Genomic DNA, 19,954 nt, shown 5'->3' with positions numbered 1-19,954 from the left:
GAGCAGCCGCTCGCGCTGACGGGCTCGACGTGCGGCGAGCGCGTGGGCCCGACGCTCCGGCGGCACCCCGGACGCGCTCTCCGGCCGACCCGGGGCATCCGAACGACCGACGATCTCTTTCGAAACTGTCGGGCGAGGCTCCCGCTCCTTTCGCCGGACAGGGGCGCCGTTCGTTCCGCCCGTCTCGACGGGTCCCCCTCCGCAGTGCCCAGCGCAGCCCCCTCGTGCGTGAGGGCTGGGGAGCCGTGCGATCGATAACGTTTTGAGTCGGCACCCGCACGGCCATTGACCGCAAATCCCGTCTGACTTTACTGTCCGTCAGCATGGACTTTCGGTGATGGCGCCGAAACATTCGAAAGGCGAACGATGAAGACACGTGCGCGCTTGCCCAGACTGGTCGCCACCGGTGCGACGCTCGCCCTGGGGCTGAGTCTCGCGGCCTGCGGCGGGGGGAACGGCGGGGCGTCGTCGGACGACGGCAAGATCCATGTCCTGGTCTACGGGGACGCCAGCAACAAGGTCGAGCAGCGGATCGTCGACACGTTCAACAAGACGTCCGACGTCAAGGCGGTCCTCGACACCATTCCCGGCGCGGACTACCAGCAGAAGCTCCAGACGATCATCAACACCCCCCAGGCTCCGGACGTCTTCTTCAACTGGGGCGGCGGCAGCATCAAGCCGTTCGTCAAGGGCGACCTGCTGCTGCCGCTCGACGACTTCATCAAGAAGAACCCGGACCTGAAGGAGAAGTTCCTGCCGTCCGTCTTCGACAGCGCCGTCGTCGACGGCAAGCCGTACGGCGTCCCGATGCGCGGCACCCAGCCGGTCCTGCTCTTCCACAACAAGAAGGTCCTCGAAGAGGCGGGCGTCCAACCGCCGAAGACCTGGGACGAGTTGCTCGACGCGGTGGGCAAGCTCAAGGACGAGGGCGTCACGCCGATCGCGCTCGGCGGCGGCGACGTCTGGCCCACCCAGATGTGGTTCCAGTACCTCTACGACCGCATCGCCGGTCCGGAGCTGTTCGCGAAGGCCGTCGGGGGTGACAAGAGCGCCTGGGAGAGCGCGGACAGCAAGAAGGCCCTGGACATGATCAAGGAGCTGGTCGACGCCGGCGCCTTCGGCAAGAACTACGACTCCGTCAAGTACACCAACGGCGGCTCGGTCCAGCTCGTGGCCTCGGGCAAGGCCGGCTTCGAGCTGATGGGCTCCTGGTACTACTCCCAGCAGCTCACGGACCACCAGGAGTTCGCCGAGAAGGACCTCGGCTACACCGCCTTCCCGTCCGTCGAGGGCGGCAAGGGCGACCCGGCCAACGTCGCCGGCAACACCAACAACTACTACTCGGTGATGAAGAAGACCAAGCATCCCGAGGCCGTCGCCGAGTTCCTGAAGCTCATGTACTCCGACGAGTTCGTCAAGGCGCAGCTGGACATCGGCAACCTGCCGACCACGACCAACACCGACAAGTTCATCGACGGCTCGGGCACCCCCGAGTACTCGCGCTTCCAGTACGACCTCGTCGCCGACGCCCCGTCGTTCCAGCTGTCCTGGGACCAGGCGTACCCGCAGAAGGCCAGTTCGGACCTGCACAAGGCCGTCCAGCAGTTCTTCAACGGACAGCTCGACACGGACGGCTTCGTCAAGGCCATGCAGGCCCTCCCGACCGAGTGACGAGCGGCTCATGACCACACAGATCACGAGCGCCCGGCCCGCCGCCGGACCCCGCAAGGAGTCCCGGCGGCGGCCGCCCGCCTCGTCCGCGACGACGGTGGGACGCCCCGGCTTCGCCTGGGCGCTGCCCGCCGCCCTGTTCTTCGCCCTCTTCGCGATCGTCCCGCTGATCATGGTGGCGGTGCTGTCCTTCATGAGCTGGGACGGGATCAGCCCGCCCGAGTTCGTCGGCACGGACAACTGGTCGCGCCTCGTCGACGACCCGGTCATGCTCAAGAGCATCTGGCTGACCCTGCTGCTGACCGTGCTCGGCGTGGTCCTCCAGACCCCGCTGAGCATCCTGCTCGGCGTCTGGGCCGCCGGTCACCAGCGCAACCGCGCCGTCCTGTCGGTCATCTACTTCATCCCGCTGCTGCTGTCCGCGACGGCCGTGTCCGTGCTGTGGCGGGCGCTGCTCGACCCGAACTTCGGCATCCCGGCGGACGCCACCTGGCTCTTCGGCGACGGCAACCTCTTCGGTGAACAGGCCACCGCCATCGGGGTGCTGGCGTTCGTCAGCACCTGGCAGTTCACCCCGTTCCACACGCTGATCTACCAGGGCGCCGCCCGCGCGATCCCGCCGGTGCTGTACCAGGCCGCGGAGATCGACGGGGCGGGCCGCTACCGGCAGTTCTTCCACATCACGCTGCCGCAGCTGCGCACGTCCATGATCACCTCGATGATCCTGATGATCGTCGGCGGCCTGACCACGTTCGAGACGGTCCTCATCCTGACCCAGGGCGGACCCGGCACCGACACCACCATCAGCGCCTACTACATGTACGACAAGGCGTTCAAGAGCTTCGACTACGGCACCGGTTCCGCGATCGCCCTGGCCCTGGTCGTCGCGTCCACGATCATCTCGCTGATCGTCGTCCGGGTCTCCGGCTACGACAAGATGCGCAGTTCCGCGGAGGGTGTGTCATGAGGCGCCGACCGAACTACCTGGCCGGCGCGGGCTCGTTCGTCTGGCTCCTGCTGGTCGGCCTGCCGCTGTACGTGCTGCTCGCCGCGACCCTGCGCACCCGCCAGGACTACGCCGAGAACGGCCCGGTCTCCCTCCCGGACAGCTTCACGCTGGACAACTTCACCGGCGCCTTCGACTCGGGCTTCGGCCGGTACTTCCTCAACACCCTGGTCGTCACCGCCTGCGTCATCGGCATCGTGCTGCTGCTCGTCCCGCCGCTCGCCTACGCGATCGTCCGCAGCCGCGGCAGGGCCACGTCGGTGATCTTCCGGCTGTTCCTGCTCGGCCTCGCCATCCCGGCCCAGGCCGTGATCGTGCCGATGTTCTACCTGATCAGCGAGGCCGGGCTGTACGACAACCTCCTCGGTGTCATCCTGCCCACGGCCGCCTTCTGCCTGCCGATGTCCGCCCTGATCCTCAGCGGCGCGATGCGTGACATCTCCCCGGAGCTGTACGAGGCCATGGCGATGGACGGCGCGAGCCCGAGGCGCATGTTCTTCCAGCTGGTCGTGCCGCTGTCCCGCGGCGGACTCTCCACGATCGTGGTGTTCTCGGCGCTCCAGGCGTGGAACGGCTTCCTGTTCCCGCTCGTCCTGACCCAGTCCGACTCCACCAAGGTGGTCACCCTGGGTCTGTACAACTTCCAGACCGCGCACGGCATCGACATCCCCGGTCTGCTGGGGGCCGTGGTGCTGTCCATGGTGCCCATCCTGCTCGTCTACCTGTTCGCCCGTCGCGCCCTGGTCCAGGGCCTGATGGGCGTCGGAGGAAAGTGATCGACAACGTGGCCGTTGAGACCGCCCCCGAAGTCCCCCTCTGGAAGAACCCCGCCCACCCCGTCACCGCCAGGGTGTCCGCGCTGATCGACGCGATGACCCTCGAGGAGAAGATCGCCCAGCTGTACGGCGTGTGGGTCGGCGCGTCCGACGAGGGCGGCGACGTGGCCCCCCATCAGCACGACATGGAGGAGGCCGTCGACCTCGACGCGCTGCTGCCCTCCGGCCTGGGCCAGCTGACCCGCCCCTTCGGCACCGCCCCCGTCGACCCGGCGCTCGGCGCGCTCTCGCTGCTGCGCACGCAGACCCGCATCGCCGCGTCGAACCGCTTCGGCATCCCCGCCGTGGCACACGAGGAGTGCCTGGCCGGCTTCGCCGCCTGGGGCGCCACCGCCTACCCCGTCCCGCTGTCCTGGGGCGCCACCTTCGACCCGGACCTGGTCCACCGGATGGCCACCGCCATCGGCCGCGACATGCGGTCCGTCGGCGTCCACCAGGGTCTGGCGCCCGTCCTGGACGTCGTGCGCGACGCCCGCTGGGGGCGCGTCGAGGAGACCATCGGTGAGGACCCGTACCTCGTCGGCACCATCGGCACCGCCTACGTCCGCGGTCTGGAGGACGCGGGGATCGTCGCCACCCTCAAGCACTTCGTCGGCTACTCGGCCTCCCGCGCCGGACGCAACCTCGCCCCCGTCTCGATGGGGCCGCGCGAGCGCGCCGACGTCCTGCTGCCGCCCTTCGAGATGGCCGTCCGCGAGGGCGGCGCCCGCTCGGTGATGCACGCCTACACCGACACCGACGGGGTGCCGGCCGCGGCCGACGAGGAACTGCTGACCGGGCTGCTGCGGGAGACCTGGGGCTTCGAGGGCACGGTCGTCGCCGACTACTTCGGCATCGCCTTCCTCAGGACGCTGCACGGCATCGCCGCCGACTGGGCCGGCGCCGCCGGCGCCGCGCTGCGGGCGGGTGTCGACGTCGAACTGCCCACCGTCAAGACCTTCGGCGCGCCCCTGGTCGAGGCCGTCACGGCCGGCCGGGTACCGGAGACGCTGATCGACCGCGCGCTGCGCCGGGTCCTCACCCAGAAGGCGGCCCTCGGCCTGCTCGACCCGGGCTGGGACCCCGTGCCCCCCGCGCTGGCCGGCGCCGACCTGGACGACCTGGACGCCCTGCGCGGCAGGATCGACCTGGACGGGCCCGCCAACCGCGAACTGGCCCGCACGGTCGCCGAGGAAGCGGTCGTGCTGCTGAGCAACGACGGCACCCTGCCGCTCGACCGGCCGCGCCGCATCGCCCTGGTCGGACCCAACGCCGACGAGCCCACCGCCGTACTGGGCTGCTACTCCTTCCCCCAGCACATCGGTGTGCACCACCCGGAGACCCCCGTCGGCATCGAACTGCCCACCCTGCGCGACACCCTGGCCGCCGAGTTCCCCGACACCGAGTTCACGGTCGTACGCGGCACGGGTGTCGACGACGGCGACGTCTTCGGCATCCCCGAGGCCGTCGGGGCCGCCCGCGACGCCGACGTGGTCGTCGCCGTCCTGGGCGACCGTGCCGGGCTGTTCGGCCGCGGCACCAGCGGCGAGGGCTGCGACGCCGAGTCGCTGGCCCTGCCCGGTGCCCAGCAGCAACTCCTGGAGGCGCTGCTCGACACCGGCCGACCGGTCGTGACGGTCCTGCTCGCGGGCCGGCCCTACGCCCTCGGCCGGGCGGTGGCGGAGTCCGCCGCGATCGTCCAGTCCTTCTTCCCCGGAGTGGAGGGCACCGCCGCCCTCGCCGGGGTGCTCGCCGGACGGACGAGCCCCTCCGGCCGGCTCCCGGTCGGTGTGCCGCGCGGCGCGGGTGCCCAGCCGGCCACCTACCTCGGGGCACGGCTCGCGCAGGCCGGTGAGGTGTCCAACATCGACCCGACGCCCGCCTTCGGCTTCGGGCACGGCCTCACGTACACCACGTTCGCCTGGGACGACCTCGTGACGTACACCGGGGAAGCGGCCACCGACGGCGAGTTCTCGCTGGCGTTCACCGTCCGCAACACCGGCCGACGGCACGGCACCGAAGTCGTCCAGCTCTACCTGCACGACCCGGTCGCCTCCGTCGTCCAGCCGGTGCAGCGGCTCGTCGGCTACACGCGGGTGCCGCTCGCACCCGGCGAGGCCCGGCGCGTCCGCGTCACCGTCCCGGCCGACCTCGCCTCCTTCACCGGCCGCGACGGCCGGCGCGTCGTCGAACCGGGCGACCTGGAGCTGCGGCTCGCGGCCTCCAGCACCGACCCGCGCCTGACGGCGACGGTCACCCTCACCGGTCCGGAACGCCATGTGGACCACACACGGCGCCTGCACGCGGTCTTCGAGGAGGGGGACGGCGCCGGCGTCTGACCGTCCGAGCGAGGCGACCACGAGCGGTGCTCCCGGAACGTGCGGGGAGCACCGCTCGCGCCGCCGGGGACCGAGCCGTCGGCCGGCCGGCGCCCCTCACCGGACGACGTCGAAGACGTTCTTCTGCATGCCGTTGGCGTAGACCTCGTGCTCGACCAGCTTCAGCCTCTGCGCGTCCTTGTCCGTGGCGCTGAACAGCCGCTTGCCCGCGCCGAGCAGCACCGGGAAGACGAGCAGGTGATAGCGGTCGATCAGGCCGGCGTCCGAGAGCCCGTGGTTCAGCGTGGCGCTGCCGTGGACGATGATCGGGCCGCCCTCGGTCTCCTTGAGCGCGGCGACCTCGTCGAGCGAGCGCAGGATCGTGGTCTCGCTCCAGTCCGGGACCAGGTCGTCCTCGGAGAGGCCGGTGGAGACGACGTACTTCGGCATCGCCTTGTACCCGGTGAACTCCTCCATGCCGGGCCACACCTTGCTGAACGCCTCGTAACTAGCCCGGCCCAGCAGCATCGCCGTGGCCTCGCTCTGCTCCCGGCCCTTGAGGTCGTACGCCTCGGGGAGGAAGTCCACGTGTTTGACGGTCCACCCGGAGTTCCGGTAGCCGGGCTCGCCGCCGGGGGCTTCCATCACGCCGTCGAGGGAGACGAAGGCGGTGCTGATCAGGGTACGCATGTGAGGTCCTCGGGGTCTGGTGTGCGGCTTCCGCATCTCTGACCGGCGGTCGCGGAGAAACTCATCGGTCGTCGCGCGACCATCCTGCACCGCTCGTGCCGCCCGCGGGGCGTCGACCGCCCAGGAGGACCGTCGGCGTCACGGTGAGCGCGACGACGGCCGTCGGCGCGTTGCCCGCCGCCTTCACCACGTGGCGCACCGCCCGCGCGGACCACCGACCGTGCGTGACGGAGGCCGTGGCCGCCTCGACCCGGCGCGCGTCGGCGTCCGGGCGGGGCCGGCCGTCGGTGAGGGAGCTCCTCGCCCGCGCGAGACGGTCGTGTCGGGGCGGCCGTGCCGCACCGGGTCGGTGAGGATGGAGGGCCCGTCGGCCCGAAGCGAGGACGCAGAGATGTGCTGGAGCGCGGAGGCCGACCTGGTCGCGGGTGCCGGGATCGCCGCCGTCGGCGTGGGCTGTGTGGTGCGGGCGGGCCGGGTCCGTGACCTTCCGCTGGCCGCGCTTCCCCTGCTGCTGGGAGTGCACCAGATGATCGAGGCGGCGGTCTGGGCCTCGGACGGCGGGACCGGTCCGGCCACCCTGGCCTGGACCGTCATCGCCCTTCCCCTGCTCGCGCTGTGGCTGCCGGCGGGTGTGCTGTGCGCCGCCCCGCGCGACGCGCGGCGCCGGCTGCTCGTGCCGCTCGCCGTGGGAGCCGCGACGGCGACGGTACTCGCGTACGCGCTCGCCACCCGCCCGGTACGGGCGGAGGTCCGCGGTCACACCGTGGGCTACGTGGTGGATCTGCCGCACGCCCCCCTGCTGGTCGCGGGCTACCTGGTCGCCACGGTCGGGTCCCTGCTGCTGTCCGGTGACCGCGGCCTGCGCCGGCTGGGGATGGTCATCGCCGTGGGGGCGCTGGTCTGCTGGGGTCTGTGGCGGCTGGAGTTCGTCTCCACCTGGTGCGCGTTCGCCGCGGTGTGCTCGGTGGTCCTCCTCGGCTGGGTGAACGGACGCCGGGCGCTGCCGGCCGGGCGTCCTTCCTGACGTGATCAGCGGCCCCGCAGCGCGTCCAGCGCCTGCAGTGCCACGTGCAGTTCGGTGCGCTGCGCACCGGACTCCAGGTCGCGGCCGAGTACCCGTTCGATCGCGCGCAGCCGTTGGTAGACGGTCTCCCGGGACAGACCGCCGGCGCGGGCGGCGACGGTCTTGTTGCCGGCGGCGTCCAGGTAGCCGCGCAGGGTGGCCAGGAGGTGCGTGCCGTGCCGGGCGTCGTGGTCGAGGAGCCGGCCCAGTTGCCGCTCCGCGTACTCCTGGACGCGGGGGTCGTCGCGGAGCGCGAACAGCAGCCGGCCCAGGCCGATGTCGCACCGTTCGTGGAAGGAGCGGTCCGGTGGGAGCGCCTGGCCGGGCTCGGTGGCCTCGGCCACCCTGGTCGCCTCGCGGAACGAGCGGGGGACGCCGGCGAGGTCGGAGGCCGGGGAGCCGACGCTCACGGCCGTGCCCGGGGCCGGGCCGAGCGCGGCGCGGCTCAGCCGCTCCACGACCGGCCGCCAGGGCTGGGACGGACGCAGGGCCAGCAGCACCCCGAGGCGGGTGGGGGCGAGGAGGCCGACGAGCGCCTGGGCGCCCGTCACGCCCGCCTCCCGCGAGAGGCGGTCCTCGGTCCGCGCGGTGTCCTGCGCCGCCGGGACGTCCACGACCGCGGCGACGAAGCGGGAGTGCTCCGTGGGCAGCCCCAGGGCGGTGATCCGGGCGTGCGCCTCCGCGGGGGAGCGGTAGCGCTGCTCCACCAGATCGCGCAGGGCGCCGCGGTGTGCCGAGCGTTCCCAGGACGTGGGGTGGGTGAGGCGGGCGATGGTGAGGGCCATCGCGGTCCGCTCCAGCACGGTGACGTCCTCGGGCCCGAAGGCCGGCGCAGGGGCCGCACCGGCCGCACCGGATGGACCGGCCGCACCGGATGGACCGGCCGCGCGGGATGGACCAGCCACACCGGCTGGACCGGCCGCACGGGATGGACCAGCCACACCGGATGGACCAGCCACACCGGATGGACCAGCCGCACCAGATGGACCGGCCGCACCAGATGGACCGGATGGACCGGCCGGACCGGGGAGCATGACCACGCGGCCCCACCGCTCGCCCTGGTACTCCACCGGGGCCACGAGCCACCCCTCGGGGCCGCGGACACCCGTACCGTCGCCGGAGACGGTGGCGCGGGAGCGCCGCTCCCAGCCGGTGAGCGCGGCCTGCGCCGGGCCGCCCGACGGCTCGCAGGCCAGCGCCTGGTGGACCAGGTTCTCCAGCACGACCGTGCGTCCGCTCGTCTCCGCCGCGGCGCGCAGGAGTTCCTCGGGGCCGGCGCCCCGCAGGGTGAGGGCGGTGAACGCCTCGTGGATGCGCTGGCTCCTGCGCATCGCGTCCGCCTGGTTGCCCAGGAGCAGGGCGTGGACGACCTGGGTGACCTCCAGGAAGTTGACGTCCCTGGCGAGTGTGACCAGGGGCAGACCGCGTGCCCGGCAGGCGGCCACGAGGGCGTCGGGCGGCCGGTGGTAGCGGCGGACGAGTTCGAGGACGAGGGCCGCGGCACCGACGGCGGCGAGTTCGTCGACGTAGCGGCGCACCCCGGCAGGGTCGTCGGGCAGGGGCATGCCGGTGGTGAGGACGAGTTCGCCGCCCTTGAGGAAGGAGGCCGGGTCGGTCAGTTCGGTGATGTGGACCCAGCGGACCGGCCGGTCGACGCCGTCCGGACCGGTGACCACCCGGGGACCTCCCTGGGCCAGGACGGGCAGCGCCAGCACGTCGGCCACGGTGAGCGGACGGCCCGCCGGGGCCGGCGCCCTGCGCTGGTTCTCGCTCACGATGCCTCCCTGCGCCCCCGTCACTGTGGCAAGCCGTGGCTGACCTGCGCAAGGGCGCCGGAGCGGCGGACGGGGCGCACACGAGGGGCGTGACGGGGACAGGGTGGTTGACACATCGTCCGGATACCGCCTCCCGGCCGGACAGATCACGCGGTGCCGGTCCCCGGGCGGAGGGAAGGCTCGGGACGCCACAGCAGCAGACCGACGAGCAGGCCGGGAGACGAGCATGACCGCACTGTCGCCGCACCTTCGCCAGGCCACGCCCGTGGTGGCCGTCCGGGGCGAGGGCGTCCACCTCCATGGCGAGGACGGCCGCCGCTACCTGGACTTCACCGCCGGCATCGGCGTCACCAGCACCGGGCACTGCCACCCCAGGGTCGTGGCCGCCGCCCGGGAACAGGTGGGCACCCTGGTCCACGGTCAGTACACGACCGTCATGCACCAGCCGCTGCGGCGGCTCGTCGACCGGCTCGGGGAGGTGCTGCCCACCGGTCTGGACAGCCTGTTCTTCACCAACTCCGGCAGCGAGGCGGTGGAGGCGGCGCTGCGGCTGGCCCGCCAGGCCACCGGCCGACCCAACGTGCTGGTGTGCCACGGGGGTTTCCACGGCCGGACGGTCGCCGCCGCCTCCATGACCACCTCCGGCACCCGCTTCCGGTCCGGTTTCTCACCGCTGATGAGCGGCGTGGTCGTCACCCCCTTCCCGACGGCCTTCCGCTACGGCTGGGACGAGGACACCGCCACCCGCTTCGCCCTCCAGGAACTCGACTACACCCTCCAGACGATCTCCGCGCCCGCCGACACCGCCGCCGTCATCGTGGAACCGGTGCTCGGCGAGGGCGGCTACGTGCCCGCGAGCGGCGCCTTCATGGAGGGTCTGCGGGAACGGGCGGACCGGCACGGCTTCCTGCTGATCCTGGACGAGGTGCAGACCGGCGTGGGCCGCACCGGCCGCTTCTGGGGCCACGAGCACTTCGGCGTCACCCCCGACATCCTCATCACCGCCAAGGGGCTGGCCAGCGGGTTCCCGCTGTCCGGCATCGCCGCCCCCGACGCGCTGATGCGCAGGGCCTGGCCGGGCTCGCAGGGTGGCACGTACGGCGCCAACGCGGTGGCCTGCGCGGCGGCCTGCGCCACGCTCGACGTGGTCCGGGACGAGAAGCTCGTCGAGAACGCCGAGGCCATGGGCGCGCGGCTGCGGCACGGGCTGGAGGCGGTGGCCGCGCGGACGCCGGCCATCGGGGACGTGCGGGGGATGGGGCTGATGCTGGCCAGTGAGTTCGTCACCGAGGACGGCGGCCCCGACCCGGAGACCGCCGCCCGGGTCCAGCGCGCCGCCGTCGACGAAGGACTGCTCCTGCTGCTCTGCGGGGCCTGGAACCAGGTGGTGCGGATGATCCCGGCCCTGGTGATCGACGAGTCCGCCGTCGACGACGGCCTCCGCGCCTGGGAGGCCGCCGTCGAGGCCGGCACCTCGGGACCGGTGGACCGGTGAGCGGGGATGGCGGGAGTGCCGTGAGCGGTGGGCCGGTGAGCGGGGATGGCGGGAGCGCCGTGACCGGCACACCGACGCGGCTCCTCATCGGCGGGACCTGGACGGACGCCGCCGACGGCGCGACCATGCCGGTGGACGATCCGGCCACCGGCGAGATCATCCGCCGGGTCGCCGACGCCGGCCCCAAGGACGCCCGCCTCGCCGAGGACGCGGCGGTGCGGGCGCAGCGGGAGTGGGCCCGCACCGCGCCCCGGGCGCGCGGCGAGATCCTGCGCCGCGCCCACGAGATTCTTCTCGACCGCGCCGAGGTGTTCGCCCGTCTGATGACGTCCGAGATGGGCAAGCCCCTGGCGGAGGCCAGGGGAGAGGTGGCCTACGCCGCCGAGTTCTTCCGCTGGTTCTCGGAGGAGGCCGTGCGCATCGACGGCGGCCACGGCATCCTCCCCGACGGACGCCACCGCATGCTGCTCTCCCGGCGACCCGTAGGGCCCTGCCTGCTGATCACCCCGTGGAACTTCCCGCTGGCCATGGGTGCCCGGAAGATCGGCCCGGCGCTCGCGGCCGGCTGCACGGCGGTGCTCAAACCGGCGCCGCAGACCCCGCTCTCCGGCCTGGCCCTCGCCGAGGTCCTCCAGGAGGCGGGGCTGCCGGACGGGGTGCTCAACGTCGTCACCACCTCCCGGGCGGGGGAGGTCTGCGAGCCGCTCCTGCGCGGCGGACGGATCCGCAAACTGTCCTTCACCGGCTCCACCCAGGTCGGCCGCCTCCTGCTCGCCCAGTGCGCCGACACGGTCGTCCGCGCCTCGATGGAGCTGGGCGGCAACGCACCCTTCATCGTCTTCGACGACGCCGACCTGGACGTGGCCGTGGACGGCGCGATGACCGCCAAGATGCGCAACATGGGCGAGGCGTGCACCGCCGCGAACCGCTTCTTCGTCCACCGCTCGGTGGCCGAGGAGTTCGCGCGGCGTCTCGCCCGGCGGATGGCGGCGCTCGTCGTGGGCCCCGGCACCCGGGACGGGGTCGACGTGGGCCCGCTCATCGACGCCGCCGGGCGGGCGAAGGTGGAGGATCTGGTGTCCGACGCGGTGGAACGCGGCGCCCGGCTCCTCGTCGGCGGCCGTACGCCCGAGGGCCCCGGTTGGTTCTATCCCCCCACGGTCCTCACCGACGTCCGTCCGGACAGCCGGCTGACGGGCACGGAGATCTTCGGCCCCGTGGCGGCGATCCTCACCTTCGACGACGAGGACGAGGTCGTACGGCGCGCCAACGACACCCCCTGGGGGCTCGTCGGCTACGTCTTCACCGAGGGCCTCGCCCGCGCCCTGCGCGTCAGCGAACGCCTGGAGACCGGCATGGTCGGCCTCAACACCGGCCTCGTCTCCAACCCGGCCGCGCCCTTCGGCGGTGTCAAGCAGTCCGGGCTCGGCCGCGAAGGCGGAAAGGCGGGGATCGAGGAGTTCCTGGAGTACCAGTACGTCGCGATGCCGAGCCCGTGACCACCCGGGCTTTGCATGGTCATGCGTCATCATGCATACTCTTCCTATGTCCAAGGTCCTCACCTCCCTTCCCACCGGCGAGCGCGTCGGTATCGCCTTCTCGGGCGGCCTCGACACCTCGGTCGCGGTCGCGTGGATGCGTGACAAGGGCGCCGTCCCCTGCACGTACACCGCCGACATCGGCCAGTACGACGAGCCCGACATCGCCTCGGTGCCCGACCGCGCCAAGACCTACGGCGCCGAGATCGCGCGTCTGGTCGACTGCCGCGCGGCGCTGGTCGAGGAGGGCCTGGCGGCGCTCACCTGCGGGGCGTTCCACATCCGCTCGGGCGGGCGCGCCTACTTCAACACCACGCCGCTGGGCCGTGCCGTCACGGGCACGCTCCTGGTCCGGGCGATGCTCGAGGACGACGTCCAGATCTGGGGCGACGGCTCCACGTTCAAGGGCAACGACATCGAGCGGTTCTACCGGTACGGGCTGCTCGCCAATCCGCAGCTCAGGATCTACAAGCCGTGGCTGGACGCGGACTTCGTCACCGAGCTCGGGGGCCGCAAGGAGATGTCGGAGTGGCTCCTCGCCCACGACCTCCCCTACCGGGACTCGACGGAGAAGGCGTACTCCACCGACGCCAACATCTGGGGCGCCACCCACGAGGCCAAGACGCTCGAACACCTCGACACCGGCGTGGAGACCGTGGAGCCCATCATGGGCGTCCGGTTCTGGGACCCGTCGGTCGAGATCGCCGCCGAGGACGTCACGATCGGCTTCGACCAGGGCCGTCCGGTGACGGTCAACGGCAAGGAGTTCGCCTCCCCGGTCGACCTGGTGATGGAGGCCAACGCCATCGGCGGCCGGCACGGCATGGGCATGTCGGACCAGATCGAGAACCGGATCATCGAGGCCAAGAGCCGCGGCATCTACGAGGCGCCGGGCATGGCCCTGCTGCACGCGGCGTACGAGCGCCTCGTCAACGCCATCCACAACGAGGACACCCTCGCCCAGTACCACATCGAGGGGCGGCGGCTGGGCCGGCTGATGTACGAGGGCCGCTGGCTCGACCCGCAGTCGCTGATGATCCGGGAGTCGCTGCAGCGCTGGGTCGGCTCGGCGGTCACCGGCGAGGTCACGCTGCGACTGCGGCGCGGCGAGGACTACTCGATCCTCGACACCACGGGCCCGGCGTTCAGCTACCACCCGGACAAGCTGTCCATGGAGCGCACCGAGGACTCCGCGTTCGGCCCGGTCGACCGGATCGGCCAGCTCACCATGCGCAACCTCGACATCGCCGACTCCCGCGCCAAGCTGGAGCAGTACGCCGGCCTCGGTCTGATCGGCAGCGCCAACCCCGCCATCGGCGCGGCCCAGGCCGCGGCGACCGGGCTGATCGGCGCCATGCCCGAAGGCGGCGCCCAGGCCATCGCCTCCCGCGGCGAGGTCTCCGGTGACGACGAACTGCTCGACCGCGCCGCCATGGAGTTCGGCACGGACTGACCGAGGCCCCCTGGAGGGCTCCTCGACCGGCAAGGGCCGGCCCGACACCTGAGGGTGTCGGGCCGGCCCTTCTGTTTCTCGTGTCCGTGCACGACTTGCGCTCGATACGTGGTTGCCGCCCCGCCGTGAACCGGCTGCGACGCCCACTCCCCAGCTCACAGCCACGCAAGGAGAACGCAAGCAGCGCAAGCTCTTTGCGGCCCAAATCCCGTCGTGGCGGGGACCGTTGACAAAGCGGTGACGCACTAGAAACCTGATGACGCGCTTTCCGCAAAGAATCGACTGTCCTGCTCAATTGGCGCGCATGGTCGGTGTCTCCCCTTTCTCGCCGGCCTGTCGTGCTCCCCGCCTCCCCACGGAACATGAGGACCCCCATGAGATGGAGATCCCTCGGCCGACGGCCGCTGACGGGCGCCGTCGTGGCCGGGCTGATGACGGTCGGGCTGCTCCCGCTGCCGTTCGCGGCCACCGCCCGGGCCGCGACGGCCGTCGCCGACGTCAACCTCGCCCTCGGCCGCCCGGCCACGGCGGGCGGCTCGCACGGCGCCTACCCGGCCGGCAACGCCACCGACGGCACCCAGGCGACCTACTGGGAGGGCCCGGCCGGTTCCTTCCCGCAGTGGGTGCAGGTCGACCTCGGCACCGCCCGCGACGTCGACCGGGTCGTCCTCAAGCTGCCCGCCGGCTGGGAGAGCCGCACCCAGAGCCTCTCCCTCCAGGGCAGCACCGACGGCTCCACCTTCCGCACGCTCGCCGCCTCGGCCGCGAGGGCGTTCGGCCCGGCGCAGGCCAACACCGTGGCCGTGGACCTCGCCTCGCCCACCGACGCGCGCTACGTGCGCGTGCACGTCACCGGCAACACCGGCTGGAACGCCGCACAACTCTCCGAACTGGAGGTCTACGGCGACGACGTGGCCACCGAGCCGCCGCCCGCCGGCACCAACCTGGCCCGCAACAAGCCCGCCGAGGCCACCTCGTCCGTGCAGTCCTACGTCGCGGCCAACGCCACCGACGACTCCACCTCCACCTACTGGGAGGCGTCCGGCCACCCCGCCGACCTCACCGTGAAGCTCGGCGCCGACGCGGACGTCAGCGCCGTGGTCGTCAAGCTCAACCCGGACCCCGTCTGGGCCGCCCGGACCCAGGGCATCCAGGTCCTCGGCCGGCAGCAGGGCGGAGGCGACTTCACCTCGCTGCGCGCCCGCGCCGACTACTCCTTCAGCCCCGGCCAGGGCAACACGGTCACCCTCCCGGTCACCGGCCGCGTGTCCGACGTACGGCTCCGGTTCTTCTCCAACACCGGCGCGCCCGGCGGCCAGGTCGCCGAGTTCCAGGTGGTCGGCACCGCGGCGCCCGCGCCCGACCTGACCGTCACCGGCCTCGACTGGTCACCCGCCGCGCCCTCGGAGCGCGACGCGGTCACCGTGAACGCCACGGTCCGCAACGCCGGAACCGCGCGCTCGGCCGCCACGACCACCGAGGTCACCGTCGAGGGACGGGCCGCCGGCAGCGCCGCCGTCCCCGCGCTCGACCCCGGCCGGTCCGCCGTGGTGGCGGTCTCCACCGGCACCCACGCGGCCGGCAGCTACGCGGTCGCCGCGGTGGCCGACCCGCGCGACACCGTCGCCGAACTGGACGACACCAACAACAGCCGTACCGCCACGGGCCGACTGACCGTCGACCGGGCACCCGGCCCCGACCTGGAGGTGCGCTCGATCACCACCAGCCCGGCCAACCCGGCGGTGGGCGCCCGGGTCTCCTTCACCGTCGCCGTGCACAACCGCGGCACCAGCGCCGCGGCGGCGGGCTCGGTGACCCGCCTCCAGGCCGGCTCCACCACGCTCGACGGCACCACCGGCCAGGTGGCCGCCGGTGCCACGGTGAACGTGCCGGTCAGCGGCACCTGGACGGCGACCGGCGGCGGGGTCACGCTCTCCGCCACGGCCGACGCGACCGGTGTCGTCACCGAGACCAACGAGAACAACAACGTGCTCGCCAAGTCCCTCGTCGTCGGACGCGGCGCCGCCGTGCCGTACACCGAGTACGAGGCGGAGAACGGCCGTCACAACGGCACCCTGCTCACCACCGACGCCAAGCGCACCTTCGGACACACCAACTTCGGAACCGAGTCCTCGGGCCGCAAGTCCGTACGGCTCGACTCCACGGGCCAGTACGTCGAGTTCACCTCCACCACGCCCACCAACTCCATCGTCGTACGCAACTCCGTCCCGGACGCCCCCGGCGGCGGGGGCACGCAGGCCACCCTCAGCCTCTACGCCGACGGCGCCTTCGTGCAGAAGCTCAGCCTGTCGTCCAAGCACAGCTGGCTGTACGGCAACACCGACGACCCCGAGGGCCTCACCAACCGCCCCGGCGGCGACGCACGACGACTCTTCGACGAGTCCCACGCGCTGCTGACGAAGACCTTCCCGCAGGGCACCCAGTTCCGCCTCCAGCGGGACGCGGGCGACTCGGCCGCCTTCTACGTCATCGACCTGATCGACCTGGAGCAGGTCGCGCCCCCGGCCCCCAAGCCGGCGAACTGCGTCTCGATCACCGAGTACGGAGCCGTCCCCGGTGACGGACTCGACGACACGGACGCCCTCCAGCGCGCCGTCACCGCCGACCAGAACGGCCAGATCCCCTGCGTGTGGATCCCGGCCGGGCAGTGGCGCCAGGAGCAGAAGATCCTCACCGACGACCCGCAGAACCGCGGCCAGCACAACCAGGTCGGCATCCGGGACGTCACCATCCGCGGTGCGGGCATGTGGCACTCCCAGCTCCACACCCTGACGCCGCCGCACGAGGCCGGCGGCATCAACCACCCGCACGAGGGCAACTTCGGCTTCGACATCGACCACAACACCCAGATATCCGACCTCGCCATCTTCGGCTCCGGCACCATCCGCGGCGGCGACGGCAACCACGAGGGCGGCGTCGGGCTCAACGGCCGCTTCGGCAAGGGCACCAAGATCAGCAACGTGTGGATCGAGCACGCCAACGTCGGCGTCTGGGCCGGCCGCGACTACTCCAACATCCCCGAGCTGTGGGGTCCCGGTGACGGCCTGGAGTTCACCGGCATGCGCGTCCGCAACACCTACGCCGACGGCATCAACTTCGCCAACGGCACCCGCAACTCCACGGTCCACAACTCGTCCTTCCGCAACACCGGTGACGATTCGCTCGCCGTGTGGGCCAGCAAGTACGTGAAGGACCCCTCCGTGGACGTCGGCCACGACAACCACTTCCGCAACAACACGATCCAGCTCCCGTGGCGGGCCAACGGCATCGCGGTGTACGGCGGTCACGGCAACACGATCGAGAACAACGTCATCTCCGACACCATGAACTACCCCGGCATCATGCTCGCCACCGACCACGACCCGCTGCCCTTCTCCGGGCAGACCCTGATCGCGGGCAACGCCCTGCACCGCACCGGGGGCGCGTTCTGGGGCGAGGCGCAGGAGTTCGGCGCCATCACGCTCTTCGCGCAGGGCCAGGACATCCCGGGCGTCACCATCCGGGACACGGAGATCCTCGACTCGACGTACGACGGCATCCAGTTCAAGACGGGAGGCGGGGCGATGCCGGACGTGAAGATCTCCGGCGTCCGCATCGACCGGTCGAACAACGGCTCCGGCATCCTCGCGATGAGCGGCGCCCGCGGCAGCGCCACCCTGACCGACGTCACGATCACCGGCTCGGCCGAGGAGGACGTCCGGATCGAACCGGGCTCCCAGTTCAGGATCGACAGGTGAGATGACCGGCGGCCCGCCCCAGGGCCGCCGGAGGCACCCGCCCGGCGACGCGGAGCACCACCGCGTCGCCGGGCGGCACGCCGTTCTCGCGGGGCCGCGTTCAGCCCGCGCTCGGCAGCCTCCCCGGGGACCGTCCGACGGGAAAGCGGGAGTCGTCCCGGCGCCGCTCGGCATTGAGCTCCTCGACCGCACCGAGCGCGTCGCCGATCGTCGCGTAGTCCACCGCCACGAAGTTGACCGGTCTGCCGCGCCGCCGCTCACAGTTGTGCGCCCGCTCCAGCACCCGTTGCCGGGAGTTGACGAGCCCGGCGTCCAGCCGCCGCCCGCCGCCGGCCGTGACGAAGTGGTTGAGCAGGAACAGCCGCTTGTCCGTGCCGCCCCGGTTCGGCAGGCAGGACATCTCGTCCGGGCTGCGGAAGGCGAACGGCGTCTCCATGCCGTACCGGTAGAAGTTCCGGTACCACGGCGCGGGTCCGTCGGCCTTCTCCGCGAAGACGACCAGCCGCCGGCCGCCGTCGATCATGTCCTCGAGCTTCGGCCACGGGCGGTCCGGGTCCGCGTCCGGCTCGTACAGCAGGTCGGAGAGCCCGGCCCGCTCGAAGGCGCCCTGGCTCGGCACGGGACCGACGCCGTCCTGCAGGACCAGGGTGACGACCTCCGTGGGGTGGGCGCGCAGCCAGTCACCGATCTGCCGCAGCGTGGGCACCAGATCCAGGGCTCCGGCGCCGCACACCGAGTGGCACAGCCACAGACCGGGGTGGGGAGGGTTCACGCGTTCCAGGATCCGGGTGAGCCGCCGCCGCAGTTCCGGGGGGAAGTCCGAACTGCTCAGACGGTCCGCGACCTCCTTCGGCCGCTCCCAGTGGTGGGTGTCGAGGAGCAGGACACGCACCCCGGCGTCCAGCTGGCCGACGATGTCCGGGTCCTGGAGGGGGCCGATGAAGCGGTCCGCCGTCGTGGCCATCGCGTTGTGCGACGCGAGCTGGGCGATCTCGTCGTAGCGCGCGTCGCACAGTTCGGCACTGCCCTGGCAGATGCGCGGGGAGGAGCCGGTGATCGCCACCGGGGCCACCATGGTGCCGACGAGCGCGCACGCCGTGACCGCGAAGGTCAGGGTGGGGCCGTGCCGCGGATCGGTGAGGACCGGCATGCCGGGCCTGGTCTGCCAGACCCAGCTGACGGTGATCAGCAGGGCTCCGGCGGCGAGCAGGATCACCGCCACGACGGTGGCGGTGGTCAGCAGCCGGTCGACGGCGGTGGCCTGGACGTCGCCGAGGAGATCCGACGCGGACGGGGGCCATGACGACGGAGAACCGAACAACGCGCTGTCGAGGGCGAGGCGCAGCAGGAGCACCGTCAGCGCCATCAGTGCGGCGGCGGCCGCCGGCACCCAGCCCAGCGGCATCAGCCGGCGCCTGGCGGGGGAGGGCGTGGTCAGCCACAGCAGGGTGAGCGCAGCGGCGCAGAGCACCGCGGCCGCCGGTTCCACCACCTCCTGGAAGAGGCGCGTGACGGAGCGGGCCCGGTCCACCGGAGCGAGCGCCTCGTGCGCGGGGTCGATGTCGACGGTGACGATCCAGGTGCCCTGCCTCGCCTCCCGCAGCAGCTCCGCCGCGGTCGTCCGGACCCGGTCGTTCAGGGCGACCGGTGCGACCGCGGCCAGGGCCGAGGCCACGTCCCCCCGGTCCAGCGCCGTCTGCACGGTGGGACCGAGGCCGGCCCGCGCGGCGTCCGGCACCAGGCGCATCAGCGCGTCCGTGGCCGCGACCGCCTGACCGTGGGAGAGCGGCAGCGACGGCAGGCCCTCCAGCGGCGCCTCGCCGGCCACCACCTGCGCGGCCAGTTCGGACAGGCGTTGCACGAAGGCCTGGAAGTCGGGTTCGGAACGCTGCTGGAGGGCGGCGACCGCATCACCGAAGTAGGCCTGGCTGAGCCGCTCGACGTTCGCGACGACGGGTTCGAGGTCGACCGTGACCCGCAGCCGGTCGCGATCGCCCTCCAGATAGTGGATCACCTCGGCGATCTGCCGGTCCGTCATGACCCGCAGCGTCTCCGGCGGGATCACCACCTTGAGGTTCGAGGTGATGGTCGACTGCGGAACCGGCAGCCGGTCCAGCAGGTCGCTGGTCAGCGGCGTACTGACCGGGTCGACCAGCACCTCGTCGTAGAACCGCTGATAGGCCCGTTCGTCCTCCAGCACCTGGCCGTAGAAGTCCGGATCGAGGACGGTGCTGCGCACCACGGCGGCCGCGGCCAGCACGGTCGTGCTCAGCACCGCCACGCACCAGATCAGCACCCCGGCCCAGGGGGAGCGCCGAACCAGTCCGTCCATGGCCCCATTCTCGTTCCGGCCTGCCGTCGTGCGACACGGC

12 protein-coding genes are annotated in these 19,954 nt (G+C 72.2%); 9 read left to right on the top strand and 3 right to left on the bottom strand.

The window, feature by feature from the left end; genetic code table 11:
* The first annotated feature begins 366 nt into the window (after window positions 1-366).
* Genes SAM23877_RS04760 through SAM23877_RS04745 form a run of 4 tightly spaced genes read left to right on the top strand, consistent with a single transcriptional unit; the run spans window position 367 to window position 5,831 of the window.
* Window positions 367-1,671 carry an ABC transporter substrate-binding protein gene (locus tag SAM23877_RS04760; RefSeq protein ID WP_053127212.1) on the top strand — a complete coding sequence of 435 codons (1,305 nt, stop codon included), beginning with the start codon at window positions 367-369 and terminating at the stop codon, window positions 1,669-1,671.
* 10 nt (window positions 1,672-1,681) lie between these two features.
* Window positions 1,682-2,638, top strand: a complete 957-nt coding sequence (locus SAM23877_RS04755) for a carbohydrate ABC transporter permease (protein WP_053127211.1) — start codon at window positions 1,682-1,684, stop codon at window positions 2,636-2,638.
* On the top strand, window positions 2,635-3,453 hold the full coding sequence (locus SAM23877_RS04750) for a carbohydrate ABC transporter permease (protein ID WP_053127210.1): 819 nt from the start codon (window positions 2,635-2,637) through the stop codon (window positions 3,451-3,453). Before SAM23877_RS04755 ends, SAM23877_RS04750 begins: the two co-directional genes overlap by 4 nt.
* The gene (locus SAM23877_RS04745) at window positions 3,450-5,831 is read left to right on the top strand and encodes a beta-xylosidase/alpha-l-arabinosidase (protein WP_079030023.1); all 2,382 of its coding nucleotides are present in this window, start codon (window positions 3,450-3,452) and stop codon (window positions 5,829-5,831) included. The genes SAM23877_RS04750 and SAM23877_RS04745 overlap by 4 nt, the downstream gene beginning before the upstream one ends.
* Window positions 5,832-5,927: 96 nt before the next feature.
* On the opposite strand, the gene SAM23877_RS04740 is transcribed toward SAM23877_RS04745, so the two are convergent.
* On the bottom strand, window positions 5,928-6,500 hold the full coding sequence (locus SAM23877_RS04740) for a dihydrofolate reductase family protein (RefSeq protein ID WP_053127209.1): 573 nt from the start codon (window positions 6,498-6,500) through the stop codon (window positions 5,928-5,930).
* Between the two features lie 391 nt (window positions 6,501-6,891).
* Here SAM23877_RS04740 and SAM23877_RS04735 point away from each other — a divergent pair, with 391 nt between their 5' ends.
* Window positions 6,892-7,524: a DUF6629 family protein gene (locus SAM23877_RS04735; protein WP_053127208.1), complete on the top strand. Its 633-nt coding sequence runs from the start codon at window positions 6,892-6,894 to the stop codon at window positions 7,522-7,524.
* A 5-nt stretch (window positions 7,525-7,529) separates the two neighbouring features.
* Here SAM23877_RS04735 and SAM23877_RS37115 read toward each other — a convergent pair whose 3' ends face one another.
* Window positions 7,530-9,338: a PucR family transcriptional regulator gene (locus tag SAM23877_RS37115; protein WP_053127207.1), complete on the bottom strand. Its 1,809-nt coding sequence runs from the start codon at window positions 9,336-9,338 to the stop codon at window positions 7,530-7,532.
* A 226-nt stretch (window positions 9,339-9,564) separates the two neighbouring features.
* Here SAM23877_RS37115 and SAM23877_RS04725 point away from each other — a divergent pair, with 226 nt between their 5' ends.
* The 4 genes from SAM23877_RS04725 (at window position 9,565) to SAM23877_RS04710 (ending at window position 17,582) form a co-directional block, all read left to right on the top strand.
* On the top strand, window positions 9,565-10,833 hold the full coding sequence (locus SAM23877_RS04725; RefSeq protein ID WP_053127206.1) for an aspartate aminotransferase family protein: 1,269 nt from the start codon (window positions 9,565-9,567) through the stop codon (window positions 10,831-10,833).
* A 59-nt stretch (window positions 10,834-10,892) separates the two neighbouring features.
* A complete protein-coding gene (locus tag SAM23877_RS04720; protein ID WP_053127205.1) occupies window positions 10,893-12,332 on the top strand; it encodes an NAD-dependent succinate-semialdehyde dehydrogenase in 1,440 nt (479 codons plus the stop codon).
* A 46-nt stretch (window positions 12,333-12,378) separates the two neighbouring features.
* Window positions 12,379-13,824, top strand: a complete 1,446-nt coding sequence (argG, locus tag SAM23877_RS04715) for an argininosuccinate synthase (RefSeq protein WP_053127204.1) — start codon at window positions 12,379-12,381, stop codon at window positions 13,822-13,824.
* 374 nt (window positions 13,825-14,198) lie between these two features.
* On the top strand, window positions 14,199-17,582 hold the full coding sequence (locus SAM23877_RS04710) for a CARDB domain-containing protein (RefSeq protein WP_053127203.1): 3,384 nt from the start codon (window positions 14,199-14,201) through the stop codon (window positions 17,580-17,582).
* A 100-nt stretch (window positions 17,583-17,682) separates the two neighbouring features.
* On the opposite strand, the gene SAM23877_RS04705 is transcribed toward SAM23877_RS04710, so the two are convergent.
* Window positions 17,683-19,914, bottom strand: a complete 2,232-nt coding sequence (locus SAM23877_RS04705; protein ID WP_053127202.1) for a PI-PLC domain-containing protein — start codon at window positions 19,912-19,914, stop codon at window positions 17,683-17,685.
* Between the last annotated feature and the right edge of the window lie 40 nt (window positions 19,915-19,954).

It is taken from the genome of Streptomyces ambofaciens ATCC 23877 (genome assembly GCF_001267885.1).
Classification (GTDB): Bacteria; Actinomycetota; Actinomycetes; order Streptomycetales; family Streptomycetaceae; genus Streptomyces; species Streptomyces ambofaciens.
This window is presented reverse-complemented; position numbering and strand designations above follow the sequence as displayed.